The sequence below is a fragment of the Domibacillus robiginosus genome (assembly GCF_000966195.1).
Taxonomy (GTDB): Bacteria; Bacillota; Bacilli; order Bacillales; family Domibacillaceae; genus Domibacillus; species Domibacillus robiginosus.
This window is the reverse complement of the sequence record NZ_LAHL01000012.1, coordinates 344,799-360,785: the sequence shown is the minus strand read 5'-3', so window position 1 is coordinate 360,785 and position 15,987 is coordinate 344,799. Positions and strand designations below refer to the sequence as shown.

The 15,987-nt window shown below is 44.7% G+C and carries 14 protein-coding genes; 12 read left to right on the top strand and 2 right to left on the bottom strand.

The features are described from left to right. Nucleotides 1-365 precede the first annotated feature (365 nt). The 4 genes from VP97_RS10145 (at nucleotide 366) to VP97_RS10130 (ending at nucleotide 5,093) form a co-directional block, all read left to right on the top strand. On the top strand, nucleotides 366-2,522 hold the full coding sequence (locus tag VP97_RS10145; protein WP_050181657.1) for a malate synthase G: 2,157 nt from the start codon (nucleotides 366-368) through the stop codon (nucleotides 2,520-2,522). A gap of 50 nt (nucleotides 2,523-2,572) precedes the next feature. Then, the gene (locus VP97_RS10140; protein WP_050181656.1) at nucleotides 2,573-3,349 is read left to right on the top strand and encodes an IclR family transcriptional regulator; all 777 of its coding nucleotides are present in this window, start codon (nucleotides 2,573-2,575) and stop codon (nucleotides 3,347-3,349) included. Nucleotides 3,350-3,696: 347 nt separating this feature from the next. After that, a complete protein-coding gene (locus VP97_RS10135; RefSeq protein WP_050181655.1) occupies nucleotides 3,697-4,188 on the top strand; it encodes an amidase domain-containing protein in 492 nt (163 codons plus the stop codon). A 233-nt stretch (nucleotides 4,189-4,421) separates the two neighbouring features. Continuing rightward, nucleotides 4,422-5,093: a CAP domain-containing protein gene (locus VP97_RS10130; RefSeq protein WP_050181654.1), complete on the top strand. Its 672-nt coding sequence runs from the start codon at nucleotides 4,422-4,424 to the stop codon at nucleotides 5,091-5,093. 20 nt (nucleotides 5,094-5,113) lie between these two features. Here the strand turns inward: VP97_RS10130 and VP97_RS10125 are convergent, their stop codons facing one another. Beyond that, the gene (locus tag VP97_RS10125) at nucleotides 5,114-6,409 is read right to left on the bottom strand and encodes a lysine N(6)-hydroxylase/L-ornithine N(5)-oxygenase family protein (RefSeq protein ID WP_050181653.1); all 1,296 of its coding nucleotides are present in this window, start codon (nucleotides 6,407-6,409) and stop codon (nucleotides 5,114-5,116) included. Between the two features lie 243 nt (nucleotides 6,410-6,652). Here VP97_RS10125 and VP97_RS10120 point away from each other — a divergent pair, with 243 nt between their 5' ends. The 4 genes from VP97_RS10120 (at nucleotide 6,653) to VP97_RS10105 (ending at nucleotide 10,785) form a co-directional block, all read left to right on the top strand. Continuing rightward, nucleotides 6,653-8,065 carry a GntP family permease gene (locus tag VP97_RS10120; protein WP_050181652.1) on the top strand — a complete coding sequence of 471 codons (1,413 nt, stop codon included), beginning with the start codon at nucleotides 6,653-6,655 and terminating at the stop codon, nucleotides 8,063-8,065. Nucleotides 8,066-8,077: 12 nt separating this feature from the next. After that, complete coding sequence (locus VP97_RS10115) at nucleotides 8,078-8,854, top strand: 3-hydroxybutyrate dehydrogenase (RefSeq protein ID WP_050181651.1); 777 nt, start codon at nucleotides 8,078-8,080, stop codon at nucleotides 8,852-8,854. Nucleotides 8,855-8,915: 61 nt separating this feature from the next. After that, nucleotides 8,916-10,292, top strand: coding sequence for a sigma-54 interaction domain-containing protein (locus VP97_RS10110; RefSeq protein WP_050181650.1), 1,377 nt, complete (start codon nucleotides 8,916-8,918; stop codon nucleotides 10,290-10,292). 37 nt (nucleotides 10,293-10,329) lie between these two features. Continuing rightward, nucleotides 10,330-10,785, top strand: coding sequence for a DinB family protein (locus VP97_RS10105; protein ID WP_050181649.1), 456 nt, complete (start codon nucleotides 10,330-10,332; stop codon nucleotides 10,783-10,785). A 49-nt stretch (nucleotides 10,786-10,834) separates the two neighbouring features. Here the strand turns inward: VP97_RS10105 and VP97_RS10100 are convergent, their stop codons facing one another. Beyond that, a complete protein-coding gene (locus tag VP97_RS10100; RefSeq protein WP_050181702.1) occupies nucleotides 10,835-12,283 on the bottom strand; it encodes a DHA2 family efflux MFS transporter permease subunit in 1,449 nt (482 codons plus the stop codon). Between the two features lie 205 nt (nucleotides 12,284-12,488). On the opposite strand from VP97_RS10100, the gene VP97_RS10095 reads away from it, so the two are divergent. The 4 genes from VP97_RS10095 (at nucleotide 12,489) to VP97_RS10080 (ending at nucleotide 15,965) form a co-directional block, all read left to right on the top strand. Then, nucleotides 12,489-13,322, top strand: a complete 834-nt coding sequence (locus VP97_RS10095; protein WP_050181648.1) for a TetR/AcrR family transcriptional regulator — start codon at nucleotides 12,489-12,491, stop codon at nucleotides 13,320-13,322. 86 nt (nucleotides 13,323-13,408) lie between these two features. Then, nucleotides 13,409-14,080: a response regulator transcription factor gene (locus VP97_RS10090; protein ID WP_050181647.1), complete on the top strand. Its 672-nt coding sequence runs from the start codon at nucleotides 13,409-13,411 to the stop codon at nucleotides 14,078-14,080. Beyond that, nucleotides 14,077-15,462, top strand: coding sequence for a sensor histidine kinase (locus VP97_RS10085; protein ID WP_050181646.1), 1,386 nt, complete (start codon nucleotides 14,077-14,079; stop codon nucleotides 15,460-15,462). Before VP97_RS10090 ends, VP97_RS10085 begins: the two co-directional genes overlap by 4 nt. Continuing rightward, nucleotides 15,459-15,965: a PepSY domain-containing protein gene (locus VP97_RS10080; protein WP_050181645.1), complete on the top strand. Its 507-nt coding sequence runs from the start codon at nucleotides 15,459-15,461 to the stop codon at nucleotides 15,963-15,965. The genes VP97_RS10085 and VP97_RS10080 overlap by 4 nt, the downstream gene beginning before the upstream one ends. The last annotated feature ends 22 nt before the right edge of the window (nucleotides 15,966-15,987 follow it).

The window sequence follows — 15,987 nt, the reverse complement described above, 5'->3', positions numbered from 1 at the left end:
GTTATTGGTCAATCTTGTTTATTATCTCACACTTTGCCTCGTTCTGATACATTTTACTTTAATATTTCGTGTAAAGCTGTTTAATGAAAAAGCTAAGGGTACGGTTCATCCATCCGAGTCGTTCGTCTTTTTGCTATACTAGAAAGAAAAGGAGAAAAAAGATGAAAGAAATTATTTTTCAAGTTATTGTCTGGGCCATTGTATTTTGGGCTTTGATTAAGCTGTATCCAATCTTGCAAAAATTATGGAAAAAGTAAGAAAAGGCTTTCGGAAACAAGTTGAAATTTTCTGAAAGCCGTGATACTCTTTTTTTAAGATTTTTTCGAAACGCTGTTGCGTAATACCAAACAAAGGGGATGCTGTACATGGGGAATTATGTAAAAGTAGGATCGCTGCAAGTAGATGATCGGTTGTATGAATTTGTAAACAGCCGGGTGCTTCCCGAAGCAGGAGTGGATCAGGAAGCATTCTGGACAGGTTTTAGCCAGATCGTAGCGGATGTAACGCCCGAAAACAGGAAGCTGCTGCAACGAAGAAATGACCTGCAGGCTCAAATAAATAATTGGCATCGAAGTCATTCTTTTGAACCAACAGCATACAAAAACTTTTTAGAGAAAATCGGCTATCTTGAGCCAGAAACAGCAGATTTTACAATTGAAACCCAAAACGTAGACGAAGAAATTGCCCTTCAAGCCGGTCCGCAGCTTGTTGTACCAGTAAACAATGCGCGCTATGCTGTTAATGCAGCCAATGCAAGGTGGGGGAGCTTGTATGATGCGCTATATGGTACAGATGCGATTTCGGAAACAGATGGCGCAGAGAAGTCATCCGGCTACAATCCGATTCGCGGTGAAAGAGTTGTTGCTTTCGCACGCCGGTTCTTAGATACAGCAGCGCCGCTTGAAATAGGCTCACATACAGAATCAACCGGGTATCATGTAGAAAATGGCCGTCTTATGATCTCCTTGCAAAATGGGGAGACAGCACTTAAGAACCCGGAACAGTTTAAAGGAACGAGTGAAACAGGCTTTTTGCTCGTGAATCATGGCTTGCATATTGAAATACAAATAGATCCGGATCATTCAATCGGCTCGAAAGATCCGGCAGGTGTAAAAGATATTTTAATGGAAGCGGCCACAACGACCATTATGGACTGTGAAGACTCTGTAGCAGCCGTCGATGCCGAAGACAAGCTCCTTGTGTACGAAAACTGGCTGGGCTTGATGCGTGGAGACTTATCCGCTTCTTTTACAAAAGACGGCAGTCAAATCCACCGTACACTGAATGCGGACCGATCTTATATATCGCCGAATGGAGCGCCGTTTGAACTTCCCGGCCGCTCTCTTATGTTTGTTCGAAATGTTGGCCATTTAATGACCAACAAAGCCATATTGGACGAGTATGGTGATGAAATTTTTGAAGGTATTTTGGATGGTGTGATCACTAGCGCCATTGCCAAGCCGTCAGCACTCGGGCAGCCGAACCGGAAGAATTCGCGCAAGGGCTCTATTTATATTGTGAAGCCGAAGATGCATGGCTCCGAGGAAGTGGCCTTTGCAGATGATTTGTTTAACCGTATTGAGGATTTATTAAATATGCCACGATATACGATTAAAATTGGTGTGATGGATGAGGAGCGCCGTACGTCTCTTAATTTAAAAAATTGTATTGCGGCTGTTCGAAACCGAATTGTGTTTATTAATACAGGATTCTTGGACCGGACAGGGGATGAAATGCACACTTCAATGGAAGCGGGACCGATGATCCGAAAAAGTGATATGAGAGGGGCGGCCTGGCTGAAGAACTATGAAAAATCCAATGTAGCGAGTGGGCTGGCGGCGGGCTTTGGGCACCGTGCGCAAATTGGTAAAGGAATGTGGGCGATGCCGGACTTGATGGCTGATATGATGGAGCAGAAAATCACTCATGTGCAGGCCGGCGCCAATACAGCATGGGTTCCGTCCCCAACAGCAGCTGTTTTACATGCGATCCATTACCATGAAGTGAACGTATTTGACCGTCAGCAAGAAATAGCCGATCAAGCTGCCGATTTTCGGGATGCCATGCTGCATATTCCAATAGCGAATGAAGCAAATTGGCCTGCAGAGGATATACAGCAGGAGCTTGATAACAACGCGCAGGGGATTTTAGGTTATGTTGTCCGGTGGATCGAACAGGGAATCGGCTGTTCTAAAGTACCGGACATTCATAATATTGGCTTGATGGAGGACCGGGCAACCCTTCGAATTTCAAGCCAGCACATAGCTAACTGGCTGCATCACGGCATTTGTACAAAGAAGCAACTTATGGAGACGATGAAGCGAATGGCGAAAGTGGTGGATGAGCAAAATGCCGGAGATCCCGGCTACCGGCCGATGGGACCGAATTACAGCGATTCAGTTGCGTTTGCTGCTGCATGTGATCTAGTGTTTAAAGGATACGAGCAGCCGAATGGCTACACAGAGCCTATTTTGCATCAAAGAAGACTTCAGGCAAAAGAAAAATACAGCATTACATCTTAAGGAAGAACAGGTTCTGGCCGGTTTTTCCTGCTAACAAGGAAGGGATTCGGTTGGAAAGGGAAAATGTGGTTAAATCGGTCGCGCGTGCGCTTGATATCATTGCGCTTGTGAGTGCATCCCGAACGGGGCTTGGCGTAACAGAAATTGCAAAAGGAATGGATATCAATAAAAGTTCGGTATTTCGAACACTGGCGACGCTTGAGCAGTATGGCTATATTGAGCAGCACAAGGAAACAGGGCGTTATCGAATTGGTTATGCATTCCTAGAAGTAAGTTCCATACTGCTTGAATCGCTGGATGTCCGGTCAGAAGCACAAGCCGTTCTGCGTCAGCTCGAGGCCGAAACAAATGAAGTAGTTCACCTTGTCGTATATGACCGTGGGGAAGTTGTCTATATTGAAAAGCTGGAAGGAAATGAAACGTTGCGCATGCATTCAAAGGTGGGCCGGCGGGCGCCGGTGCACTGCACATCTGTTGGCAAAGCAATCTTAGCTCATCTGCCTGAAGCAGAAGTAGTCGATATACTTGAGCGGCAGGGAATGCCGGTTCACACTGTGCAAACTATGACGACAAAAGAAGCGTATCTAACTGAGCTAGCGCGTGTGAGACAGGAAGGCTATGCACTTGATCTTGAAGAAAACGAGCCGGGGATTCGCTGTATCGCATCGCCGGTATTTGATCACCAGGGCAGTATTGCAGCGGCTGTGTCGATTTCCGGACCGACTCTCCGCATGACGGACGAGCGATTAGATAAATTAAGAAAGCGAATGATCAAAGCGGGAAGAGATATTTCTAAGCGCCTTGGCTGGAAAACAAATAGTTCTTGACTTCCTATTTTAGAAACGGTATAATAATTATCTAATTGAGATCGTAACTTAGAACGTTCAAATAAAATTCTGGCATTCTGCTAGTGTTGACTATACTTACTCACACTGGAGCAGCTTCGGAGCTGCAAGGACCTAAGAGCAGGAAGGGCTTAGGTCGTTTAGGGACATCAAAAACGATAATGTGGAATTAAATGTACCGCGGCGGTTTAATGAAGGATAAATATAGAAAAAGATTTATCCTTAGAACGTTGTGAGTTACCCAATAAAGTACACAAAACCGGCTTGATTCATTCAAGCCGGTTTTTCTATTTTCTTCTTTGCATACGCTGTAGAGAGGGGGGATAACGATGTATAACCGTGAAGCAGCAGTTCGTTATGCAGAAAAGTGGTGGAATGGACGAAATCCGGCTTTTCCGGCATTTGCTGTAGACTGTACCAATTATGTTTCACAATGCCTGCTCGCCGGCGGTGCACCGATGAGAGGTGGTTATGGTGACCGGAAAAACGGCTGGTGGCTTGGAGGCGGTACATGGAGTTTCAGCTGGAGTGTGGCCCATTCGCTCAGGTGGTATTTAGAAGGGTCAAAGAAGGGATTAAGGGCTGTGCGGAAAGCATCAGCGGCAGATCTGCTTCCTGGCGACGTCATTATTTATGATTTTAACGGTGATGGCCGTATGGATCATGCAGCTTTTGTTGTGAGCCGCCAAAACGGTATCCCGCTTGTGAATGCGCACACGGCTGACAGCTACCACCGTCACTGGAGTTATACGACGTCACCGGCACACACATCCGGTATTCGTTACTATTTTTTTCATATTAATGAAAATACATCCTTGTAATCGTTTTGTAAAAGAATTACGCTTGTATGTCGCTGTTTGTTTCTGCTTTAAAAATAAAATAGCGCAACGCTGATGGGGACGGGATTGAGCACTGTGGCGAAAGCAGGAAACTATCATTATGAAATGAGGCTATCATTTTCCATCTCAAAATCTATTGCCGTTTTTTTGTGTTTCGGGCTATAGTAATCACGCAGCCCGGGCAACACATAAAAAAACGCAGGAGGATTTTGACCTTGAAAATAAATGTACGCACTGCCGCAATAGCAGGTCTCGTTTCTATCGGACTTTTTACCGCAGGACAGGCAGAAGCAGCATCTCTAACATGTGATACAGCGAAAAATGTTCAAGTGAAAACATATAAAACATATTATCAGGTAAAGTGGCCGGCAGCATTAAATGCATCTGCTCCAGCTCAAACAGTAAAGGCCCAGCCGACAGCACCTGCTGAAGCAAAACCACAGCAGACACCTGTGCAAGAAGCACCAAAGCAGGAACAAGCAAAGCCAGCTGCACAGCCATCAAGTTCTGAATCAGTAAATGCTTTTGAACAAGAAGTAGCAAAGCTTGTGAATGAGGAACGCGCTAAAGCGGGATTAAAGGCTTTAACATTAGACACTGAGCTCAGCAAAGTGGCTCGTGCAAAGTCACAGGATATGAAAGACAAGAGCTATTTTTCTCACCAGTCACCAACATACGGATCACCATTTGATATGATGAAGAAATTTGGTATCACGTATAAAGCAGCAGGTGAAAACATTGCCAAAGGTCAAAAAACACCTGAAGAAGTAATGGAAGCGTGGATGAACAGCGATGGACATCGCAAAAACATTTTAAGTGCGGACTTTACACATATTGGTGTCGGCTATGTGGACGGGCACTGGACACAAATGTTTATCGGAAAATAAAAACGAGCGGAAAATGGTCATCATTTTCCGCTTTTTTGTATATGAAAGCCCTCCTGAATTGTGGAGGCAGAAAAGTTTTGAAAAACCGTATCTGGTTGAAGAGGAAACAGTTCCTGTCCGGCGATGGTATTTAAAATTACTTGATTGCGCTGAACAGAAAGGCCGAGATTTGTTGCGCCGGTTCCAGAAGCAAGCTCCAAATTTGTTAATGAAAACAACTGGTTAGGGCGATCATTTTGAAAGACAATACGATATTTGTCATCTATCTGGAAAAAGTGCTCATCCTCCCATTTGATACCTTTTTTCATCGCCAGGAGCCATTCTGGCAGATAAGGCTTATAGCCGGTAGCCAAAACGACACGGTCCGCTGGAAGCTCAAATGATTGATCCTCCTGCCATTGACGGCAGCGGAGCATGCCCTCTTTAAACCCATTTACTTCCGTTAAAGGCTGAATAAGCACATCTTTGTTTTTGTCATATATAGACTGATGGTACATTTCCTCATAGATGGCTTTTAACGTAGCAGCATCTATTCCGTTGCGCAGATGCTCCAGTTCTTCTAGTGACTTTCTGCGTGTTTCATAAGACAATGTTTTAAAATAATGTACATAATCAGGAGAAAATACTTCCTGCCCAAGCTTTGCAGATTCCAGCTGTAAAAAGCCGAGAGAGCGTGTGAGCCAGGCAAGTTTGTAGCCGTGTTCCTCTTTTTCCTGCAGGAGCTGAAGAAAGATTTCTGCGGCACTTTGTCCGGAGCCAACAACAGCAATTACCTTGCCTTTTTGCACGTGTTCTTTATGATTCAGATAAAAGTTTGAATGAATAATATCGTCAGACGTGGTAAAACCAGGAGGCAGCGCCGGCACAGACCCGGTTCCGAGCACTACATGGCGTGCATAAATGGTTTCTGTTCCATTGATGGTTACCTCGTACAAATCGTTGCAGCTGACAACATTTGTTACTTCGGTACCAAAGCGGCAGGAAGAAAGCTGTGCGGCTACCCACTGTGCATACTTATTATACTCCTGGCGCGGAATTTCGAGGCGCTGAAAAAAGAAAAAAGAATACAGTCGATTCTGGGTATGGAGATAGTTTAAAAAAGTATATGGGCTCGTTGGATCGGCAAACGTAACAAGATCTGCTAAAAAAGGCACCTGCAGGTCGCTTCCATCGATCAGCATACCGGGGTGCCAATTAAATGACTCCTTTTTCTCTAAAAAAATGGTTTGCAGCTCAGTTTGGTCTGCTAAAGCGGCCATGCTTAAGTTAAAAGGACCGATACCTATGCCGCATAGATCATAAATAGGAGTAGTCATTTTTCCACCATTCCTCTCTTTATCCGCTAAATCTGTTAAAAGTGTTATTCCCGATCCCCTGATAGATTAAAACATAGAGACATTCCGGAAAAACGGAAAATTCCGCAAGCTCGGAAAGAACGCAAATCTATTTTCCGGAATTACGGAATGGACTGTGTAAATCAGCGGAAAAGAGGCATTTTTATTATTGGTACAGTTTTTGCATAAATAAATTGAAAGCGGTTACCAGGAAGGGGGAGCAAAATGGATTTACTTGTCATACTACTTGCACTGGGTTTGCTCATGTTTACAGCTTATCGGGGCTTTTCTGTTATTTTGTTTGCGCCAATTTGTGCGCTTCTGGCCGTTCTTTTAACAGAACCAGGGTATGTATTACCGTTTTTTTCAAATATTTTCATGGAAAAAATGGTTGGCTTTATTAAATTATACTTCCCTGTTTTTCTGCTGGGCGCTATTTTTGGCAAAGTAGTAGAAATGTCAGGTATTGCAGAATCGATTGCCAAAACAATTGTCAGGCTTGTCGGTACAAAGCAGGCTATTTTAGCCATCGTACTGATGTGCGCTATTTTAACGTACAGTGGTGTCAGTTTATTTGTTGTTGTTTTTGCCGTTTACCCGTTCGCCAGGAATATGTTTAGGGAGGCTGACATCCCAAAGCGGCTTATTCCAGGAACTATTGCACTTGGTGCTTTTACGTTTACAATGGATGCACTGCCAGGGACGCCGCAGATTCAAAACGTCATTCCAACTACCTTTTTTAAAACAGATATTTATGCAGCACCGATTCTTGGGGTTCTTGGAGCGGTATTCGTACTCGGTGCCGGCATTGTCTATTTGGAAATGCGCCGAAAAAAAGCTGCCAAAGCTGGCGAGGGATACTATGGGTTAAACAATGAAATTGTAGAAGAAGAGGAAACAAAAGCTGTAGAAGAAGAACCATCTACCTTTCGCAAAGCACTCGCTTTTGCACCACTCATTTTAGTAGCAGTCATGAATAAATTTTTTACTGAATCACTGCCTGAGTGGTATCCGGACGGGTTTGATTTTGCAGCGATTGGTTTAAGTTCTTTTGGAAAAGTAGAATTGTCATCTGTCCTGGCCATTTGGTCCGTAGAAATGGCTTTATTAACAGGAATTGTTGCTGCCATTTTGTACAACTGGAAGCGAGTTAAGATGAACTTTCAGGCCGGTGTAAATACAGCCATTGGCGGTGCACTGCTTGCAGCGATGAATACCGGGGCTGAATACGGATTTGGCGGTATTATCTCTTCATTGCCAGGCTTTTCCGTTGTCAGCAAAGGGATTTCAGATACTTTTACAAACCCGCTTGTGAACGGAGCAGTTACCACTACTACCCTTGCCGGGATTACAGGCTCAGCATCGGGAGGCATGGGTATTGCACTCAGTGCCATGTCGGATAAATACATGGAAGCGATTACAATTTATAATATTGATCCTGAAGTGATGCACCGTGTTATTTCAATGGCTTCCGGTGGCATGGATACATTGCCTCATAACGGAGCCGTTATTACACTTCTAGCTGTAACAGGACTTACACACCGGCAGTCGTACAGAGATATTTTTGCGATTACGATCATTAAAACACTTGCTGTCTTTTTCATTATTTTTATTTACACTACAACAGGACTTGTTTAAGGAGGAATCATCATGGTAAAAGGAAAAACGGCATTGATCACGGGAGCGGGAAGCGGAATTGGTCTTGAGCTGGCAGGCGTATTTGCAAAGGAAGGAGCGAATGTGGTTGTCGCGGACATTAATGAAACAGCAGCTGTGCAGGCTACTGAAGCGCTCCAGAAACAAGGGCTGCAGGCATCTGCCATTTTGTGTGATGTCACAAATGAAGAACAGTTAAAAAACAGCATCCATTTCGCATCAGACCGGTACGGTGCGCTGGACATTTTAATCAACAATGCTGGAATGCAGCATGTGGCACCCATTGAAGATTTTTCGATAGAGAAGTTTAACCAGCTTTTAAGCATTATGCTGACAGCACCTTTTACAGCTATAAAATACGCACTGCCGCTTATGAAAAAACAAGGAAACGGACGTATTATTAATATGTCCTCTATCAACGGACTGGTCGGCTTTGCCGGCAAAGCCGGATATAATAGTGCGAAACACGGAGTGATTGGATTAACGAAAGTAGCCGCTTTAGAAGCAGCCCCGCACGGAATTACGGTAAATGCGCTATGCCCTGGTTATGTGGATACACCGCTTGTACGCGGTCAATTTGAAGATTTAGCGAAAACGCGTAACGTTCCACTCGAGCGTGTGTTAGAGGAAGTGATTTATCCGCTCGTGCCGCAAAAGCGACTGCTGGAGGTCCAAGAAATTGCCGATTACGCTGTTTTTCTCTGCAGTGAGCGGGCAAAAGGAGTAACGGGCCAGGCGGTTGTTTTAGACGGCGGTTATACTGCTCAATAAGTGAAAGCTGCCTTTGAGGCGGCTTTTTTTGATAAAATAAAAGAAAAAAGGAGGGCACAATATGAAAAAGCTCCCTTATGAATGGCTGGAAGAAATCATTAATCTGGCAGCGGAATGGGTGGTTGCGGTTGACCGGCATGCAGCCGTTATGTTTATCAATCCCGCCTACTGCGAATATCTTGGTATCACTCAGCAGGAAGCAATCGGAAAAGATGTGCGGGATGTTATTGAAAATACTCGCATGCATATTATTCTTCAAACAGGCCGGGCGGAAATTGCATCGATTCATACGATTAAAGGAAGCGAGATGATCGCAAACCGGTATCCTTTTTACATAGACGGCGAACTTGTTGGAGCAGTTGGAGCTGTAATGTTTCGTAATGCAAAAGATTGGATGGCTTATTCTAATAAAGTACAGCCTCTGATTGAAGAGCTTGATTATTATAAAAAGCGATTTGCGAGCGAATTAAAAAGCAAATACAGCTTTGATGACTTAATTGGAACAACTGCGTCCTTTATAGAAGCGAAGCAGCTGGCTGCGCGCGTGTCTACCAGCCAGTCGGCTGTGCTTTTAACTGGGAAATCCGGAACGGGCAAGGAACTGTTTGCCCATGCCATTCATGGGGCAAGCACGCGAAGTGTGTATCCTTTTGTTCGTGTGAATTCAGCTTCGATTCCAGAGCAGCTGCTTGAGTCGGAGCTTTTCGGGTACGAAGATGGTGCTTTTACCGGCGCGAAAAAAGGAGGAAAAAAAGGGAAATTTGAGCTTGCGCACCGCGGGACTATATTTCTGGATGAAATCGGCGACATGCCATTAGCGATGCAAAGCAAGCTGCTTCGTGTTCTTCAAGAAAAAGAAATCGAGCGGGTCGGCGGACAAGGTGCAATCCCTGTTGACGTCCGGGTTATTGCTGCGACACACCGTAATCTGGAGGAAATGGTCAGGCAGCGCAAGTTTCGAGAAGACTTATACTACCGGCTGAATGTAATGAAAATTGATATCCCTTCTTTAAAGGAGCGAAAAAAAGATATCCCGGCTATAGCGACTGTTTTACTTCGCAAGCTTGCAAGCAACTTTGATCGTTCTTTTATCACTCTGTCCAAAGAAGTAGAAAACCGTCTTTTACTCCATAACTGGCCAGGGAATGTGCGGGAGCTCGAAAACGTCTTGGAAAGAGCAGTAAATGTAATAGATGGATCGATTATTAGGATTCATCACTTACCCCTTTACTTGCAGGAAGAATTGCCTCAGGAAATGGAAGGTCATACAGAAAAAGTGCCTATGGCTGTTGTGCCGCTAAAGTACACTCTTCAAAAAGCGGAAAAAGAAGCGATCCAGCATGCCCTTCGCCAGGCAGCTAATAAAACAGAAGCAGCCCGGCTTCTTGGAATCGGCAAAACGAAGCTTTATGATAAGTGCCGGGAGTATGAGTTATGATAAGATAAAAACGATCATACATAGAGGAGGAAGTTAAATGGAATCTATCAAGCAATTTATTTTTGCTCGGAATGCGGCTCTGGGTACTATTGCAAAAGCGCCTGAAAACAAATGGGATGAAGTGCCCGCGGCGTTCTCAAACAATATCCGCTGGAATGCGGGTCATATTTTTGTAACAGCAGAAGGGCTGCTGCATTTGGCAGATGAATCATATGAGGTTTCACAGCCAGAATGGCAGGCTTTATTTGCGACAGGAACGCGGCCAGCGGATTGGCCAAAAGAACTGCCATCAGCAGAGGATATTACGAACGCTTTACAGGAGCAGATGAATCGTATAGAACATCATTTTTCAGCCAAGCTTACTGAAAAAGCAGTGAAGCCAGTGACAATTGGCCCTCTTGAAATGACAACCGTGGAAGCTGTTTTACAGTTTGTTACATTTCATGAAGGTATGCATACAGGCGTTATTAATAGCCTTGCGAAAATTGTATAAAAGAAAAGCGCCTTTTCCTCATGCGGAAAAGGCGCTTTTTGATGACAGATCAACCCGCAGATTTCTGCTTGGCTGCTTGCCCGGCAGGCGTCACCCGTTTCATAAAGAAAGCGAGAATGAGCGCGACTGCGGCAATAAACACAGATACGGTAAAAGAAAAATTAATGCCATGAAGCATGGCTTCATTCATCACATTGGCCATTGCAGTCGGATCGCCCGCAGCAGACTGGGCAAGCTGCTCAGCCTGGGATTCAGTCCGGTTTTGCATGAGCGTGACAAGAAGGGCAGATCCGACAGCCCCGGATACTTGCTGAAGTGTGTTATTCATTGCAGTACCATGAGGATTCATAGCTGGCGGAAGCTGGTTTAGTCCGTTTGTCATGACCGGCATCATAACCATCGACATTCCAAACATGCGCAGCGTATAAACAAACATAATATAGCCGTATGAAGTATCCATGGTTAAGTTGCTAAACATAAAGGTCGTTAAAATAGTAATCGATAAACCGATAACGGCTAAAACACGTGCACCAAACTTATCAAACAGCATTCCCGTAATAGGAGACATGATGCCCATAACGATCGCGCCCGGAAGCATTAATAATCCGGAATCAAGCGGTGAAATGCCGCGGATTGTCTGCACATAAATCGGCATAAGCAGCATGGCAGAAAACATGGCCATGGCAATTACAATCGAAATGGCTGAAGACAGGGCAAACATTGGATATTTATAAATCCGGAACTCAAGCAATGGTTCATCAAGCTTCATCTGGCGTAAAACAAATAATACCAGACCGATTACGCCGGCTGTAATAGCGCCATACACATAAACCGAATCCCAGCCTTTTTCACCGGCAGAACTGAACCCGTACAGAATGCCCCCAAAACCGATGCTCGATAATACGAGCGACAAAATGTCCAGCGAAATGGCGCGCTGCTGTGTAATATTTTTAAGCTTAAAGACGGCAAAAACAAGGGTGATAGCGGCAATCGGAATCACAACCTCAAACAGTGTACGCCATGTGTAATGCTCAATAAGCCAGCCGGAAAGCGTTGGACCAATAGCCGGTGCTGTGATCATGACAAGCCCGAAAATCCCCATCGCAGCGCCGCGGCGTTCAACAGGAAAGCTTGCGAGCATAACATTCATTAAAAGCGGCATCATAATCGCAGAACCGGAAGCTTGAATCATTCGCGCAGCCAGCAGGACGCTGAATGAAGGTGAAAGTGCAGCGAGAACGGAGCCTGCCGTAAATAGAATCATTGCGGCAATAAATAAACTTCGGTTTGTGAATTTTTGAATAAAAAAGGCACTTGCTGGAATTAAAATACCATTTACAAGCATGTAGCCGGTTGACAGCCACTGGACAGCTGAAGCTGACACCTCAAATTCTTTCATAATAGACGGAAGCGCTACATTTAAAAGCGTTTCATTTAACAGGGAAACAAATGCGCCGACAAACAAAATGGCAATCATTGCATAAGGTGGTTTTCCCATTACTCCTTGTGTATTCAATTTATATCCTCCTCTTACATACTTATTGTTCAATTTTTATACTTGCGTTTCAACAGGTAATTATCTTATACCGATTGTTCAAAAAAATCAACAAAGAAATTGAATTTTTATGTGAATCCTTGAAATAATGCCCTTATTGCGTTACTCTCTGAATAGACCGACAGTTCAAAAAAAGGAAGTGCACTCATTGAACGAACGAAAGAAAAATGTAATGAAAACGGCACATGCCCTTTTTGTTAAAAAAGGATATGCAGCTACTTCTATTCAAGATATCCTTGATCAAAGCGGAATTTCGAAAGGAACATTTTATAATTATTTTCCATCTAAAAACGAGCTGCTTATTGGGATCTTTGAAAAAATTAATTTGGAAACAGACCAGCGCCGGGCTGATGTCATTGCCGGCCGGCCGGTTCATGATAAAAAAGTATTTGCCCAGCAAGTGAAAGTGAAGATGGAGGTTAACAAAGAAAACAACTTGTTTGCGCTGTTTCAAGGTGTATTTGTTTCTGAGGATGAAGAATTAAAAAAGTTTATTAAGCAGCACCATATAAACGAGCTTCGCTGGATGCAAAGAAGGCTTGTGGAAGTGTATGGCATGCGTGTTCATTTGTACTCTATCGACCTGGCTGTGATGATGCATGGGATAATTCAACACATGATTCACTTTGTTATGGCGCTTGAGGAAGATGTAGAAGTTGATGCCATCATTGCCTATGCTATACGGCGTGTGGATGCAGCGGTAAAAGAGATCATTGAAACAAAGGATGCACTGCTCGACCCGCATGCACTGGAAAAATGGCAGCCGGAAGAAAAGCTCTTGCGTGAACGGAAGAAAAGCCGTGTACTGCAGGAAATTGGCGCCATGCAGAAGGAAGCGGACGAACGATCAAAGGAGCTGCTGGCGTTTTTACAGGATGAAGTGAGAGAAAAGAAGCCGCGTCGTCTTGTTATGGAAACGATTGCAGCTTCTCTTTCAAAAAATGATGCGCTGATCCTGCGCATAAAAGAGTTTTTTGCATAAGCGCTAGACGGTCCCGGGAGGATCGTCTTTTTTTGGACAAAAAACGGTAAGGCCGCGATAATAAAAGAAGTGAAAGGAGCGAAAGGATGAATAAACCACGCATTTTAATTGTAGAAGACGAAGAAAGAATTGCTCGCGTCCTTGAGTTAGAGCTTGAGCATGAAGGCTATGAAACAAAAAAAGTGCTGGATGGATTGGATGCTCTTGGAGCGTTTCGAGCCGAGCCATTTGATCTTGTTCTTCTGGATGTAATGCTCCCCGGGTTAGATGGAATGGGTGTTTTGCGGCGGATTCGGCAGGGAAGCGACGTGCCGGTTATCATGCTGACAGCTAAAGATGAGGTGGCAGACAAAGTCACCGGGCTTGACCTTGGAGCCAGTGATTATGTAACAAAGCCATTTGATATGGATGAGCTTTTAGCCAGAATCCGGGCAGCGCTCCGCAAAACGGTTCAAAGCAGCTCCCTGTCCGCGGCTGATCTTGTTGTAAAGGAAGAATCCCGTGAAGTCACAAGGGGGGGACAGGCGATTGAACTTACACCGCGAGAATACGACCTGCTTATTTATCTTTTGAAAAATAAACGGCACGTGCTGTCGAGAGAGCAGCTGCTCGATGGCGTTTGGGGATACGACTATTATGGCGACACCAATGTAGTAGATGTGTACATTCGTTATGTGCGCAACAAAATCGATAAGCCATTTGAACTGCCTCTTATCCATACAGTGAGAGGTGTCGGATACGTGTTGAAGGAATCATGAAATTAAAAAATAAAATTCACCTTGGAACGAGTGTATTGCTCGTTGTGATTGTTGTTTTAATGAATACAGCTATTTATTTCGCTGCTGCTTTTATGCTAAAGGAAGCAGATGTAGAACGGGCGGCGGCGGACGCGGCCCGGGTAGCCGGTGGTGTATCAAATCCGGCGGCGTCGGTAGCAAGCAGTGACTTACTGCGGGCTTATGCGCCGGCCAATGGGATGGTCCGCATTATACTGCCGGATGGAACGGTAGATGGTGTGGCTGTTTCCCCGGACGCTTCTGAGCTTAGATCGCACGAAGCTTCGTTTCAAAAAGGGGAAAAGCGGACCGTGATAAGGGACAACAGTGGAGCTTCTTACGCACGGGTAGTACTGCCTGTTATTTGGCGCGGAGGTGAAGTAGCTTCGCTTGAGCTGTGGGAAAATTTACAGGCAACCGAGAGAATTTTAAATATTTTAAGTGGTGTACTTCTCGTGGCTTCACTTATTGCTGTTGTTCCGGCCGTCATCTCTGCACGCGTGCTCGGAGCTGTTATTTCCAATCCAGTAGAGAATATGACGGAAACGATGCGGCGGATTCGAAAAAGCGGTACGCATGAACGGATTGCAACGGACAGCAGCCGTCACGATGAATTACAGGATATGGCTCTTACATTTAACGATATGATGGATTTGCTTGAGGAAAATTATCGGAAGCAGGAAGCGTTCGTCCAAAATGCGTCCCATGAATTAAAAACACCACTTACTGTGGTAGAATCGTACGCTCATTTGTTAAAGCGCCGCGGCAGGGAGCGACCGGAGCTATTTGATGAATCAGTTGAAGCGATCTATGAAGAAGCCATTCGAATGAAAGAATTGACCCAGCAGCTGCTCGCCCTTGTACGGAGTGGCGAACAATGGGATATAAAAGCAGAGGCGATTGATGTGGCTGCGCTCGTTCAGGAAACGGCCGACTCCTTTCGACAGGCCTATAAACGGTACGTGTGTGTTCAAATTATAGAATCTGTCACTCTTTACACTGATCGCTCTAAGCTGCGCCAGCTACTGTTTATTTTTTTAGATAACGCACGCAAGTACTCAGAGAAGGAAATTCTTATTGAAGTAAGAAAATCAGAGATTCGGGTAGCTGATCAAGGAATCGGTATACCAGCCACCGACCTTTCGAAAATATTTGACCGTTTTTACCGGGTGGATAGGGCGCGGTCACGAAAAACAGGGGGGTTCGGCCTTGGTCTGGCACTTGCACGGGAACTGGCGGATGCTCTTGGAGCTGTCGTACGGATTGAAAGTGAAGAAGGAAAAGGAACAATCGTTATTCTTACTCTTAGTGAATTCTCATCTTCTCCTGCTATATTAAAAGAAAAACGGGAGGAAGAAGCATGAAAAAAATCATCATGGCTGTCACAGTAGCTGCTGCGATTGCGGCGGCAGTTTTTTTATATCAATCCTTTCAAAAGCCGGCTGTAAAGATAGCAGAAGCGGGAGAAAAGCTTGCCGAGCAGTATGGCGGAACAGTAAAGGAATCAACGCAGTCCGGCAAGGAATTCCACTACACCATTGCAGTGCCCGAGCAGGGTGAATACAGTATGACTGTTGACAGTGAGACAGGCGAATTAATGGCTGTAACCCGGTTGAAAGCGGAAGCCGCAAAAAAGCCTGAAGAACAGACAAGTGAAACGGAAGAAAACAATGGACAGCTGACACCAGAGGAAGCGGAAAAGATTGCGCTGACGAAAGTACCTGGTACGGTTGATGATATCGAACAGGGCGATGAGGAAGAAGCAGGGTCCTACCTTGTTGATATTAATGCCCAGAACGGCGAAGAGGCAACAGTGCGTATCAATGCTATTTCTGGAGAGGTTTTATCGATTTCGTGGGATGATTAGCTCTTCTCATCAAACTCTCATT

Coding starts and splice junctions, on each gene's coding strand:
- VP97_RS10080 (WP_050181645.1), top strand. CDS start 15,459: ATGAAAAAAATCATCATGGCTGTCACAGTAGCTGCTGCGATTGCGGCG.
- VP97_RS10105 (WP_050181649.1), top strand. CDS start 10,330: ATGGAATCTATCAAGCAATTTATTTTTGCTCGGAATGCGGCTCTGGGT.
- VP97_RS10120 (WP_050181652.1), top strand. CDS start 6,653: ATGGATTTACTTGTCATACTACTTGCACTGGGTTTGCTCATGTTTACA.
- VP97_RS10115 (WP_050181651.1), top strand. CDS start 8,078: ATGGTAAAAGGAAAAACGGCATTGATCACGGGAGCGGGAAGCGGAATT.
- VP97_RS10085 (WP_050181646.1), top strand. CDS start 14,077: ATGAAATTAAAAAATAAAATTCACCTTGGAACGAGTGTATTGCTCGTT.
- VP97_RS10090 (WP_050181647.1), top strand. CDS start 13,409: ATGAATAAACCACGCATTTTAATTGTAGAAGACGAAGAAAGAATTGCT.
- VP97_RS10100 (WP_050181702.1), bottom strand. CDS start 12,283: ATGGGAAAACCACCTTATGCAATGATTGCCATTTTGTTTGTCGGCGCA.
- VP97_RS10110 (WP_050181650.1), top strand. CDS start 8,916: ATGAAAAAGCTCCCTTATGAATGGCTGGAAGAAATCATTAATCTGGCA.
- VP97_RS10125 (WP_050181653.1), bottom strand. CDS start 6,409: ATGACTACTCCTATTTATGATCTATGCGGCATAGGTATCGGTCCTTTT.
- VP97_RS10145 (WP_050181657.1), top strand. CDS start 366: ATGGGGAATTATGTAAAAGTAGGATCGCTGCAAGTAGATGATCGGTTG.
- VP97_RS10135 (WP_050181655.1), top strand. CDS start 3,697: ATGTATAACCGTGAAGCAGCAGTTCGTTATGCAGAAAAGTGGTGGAAT.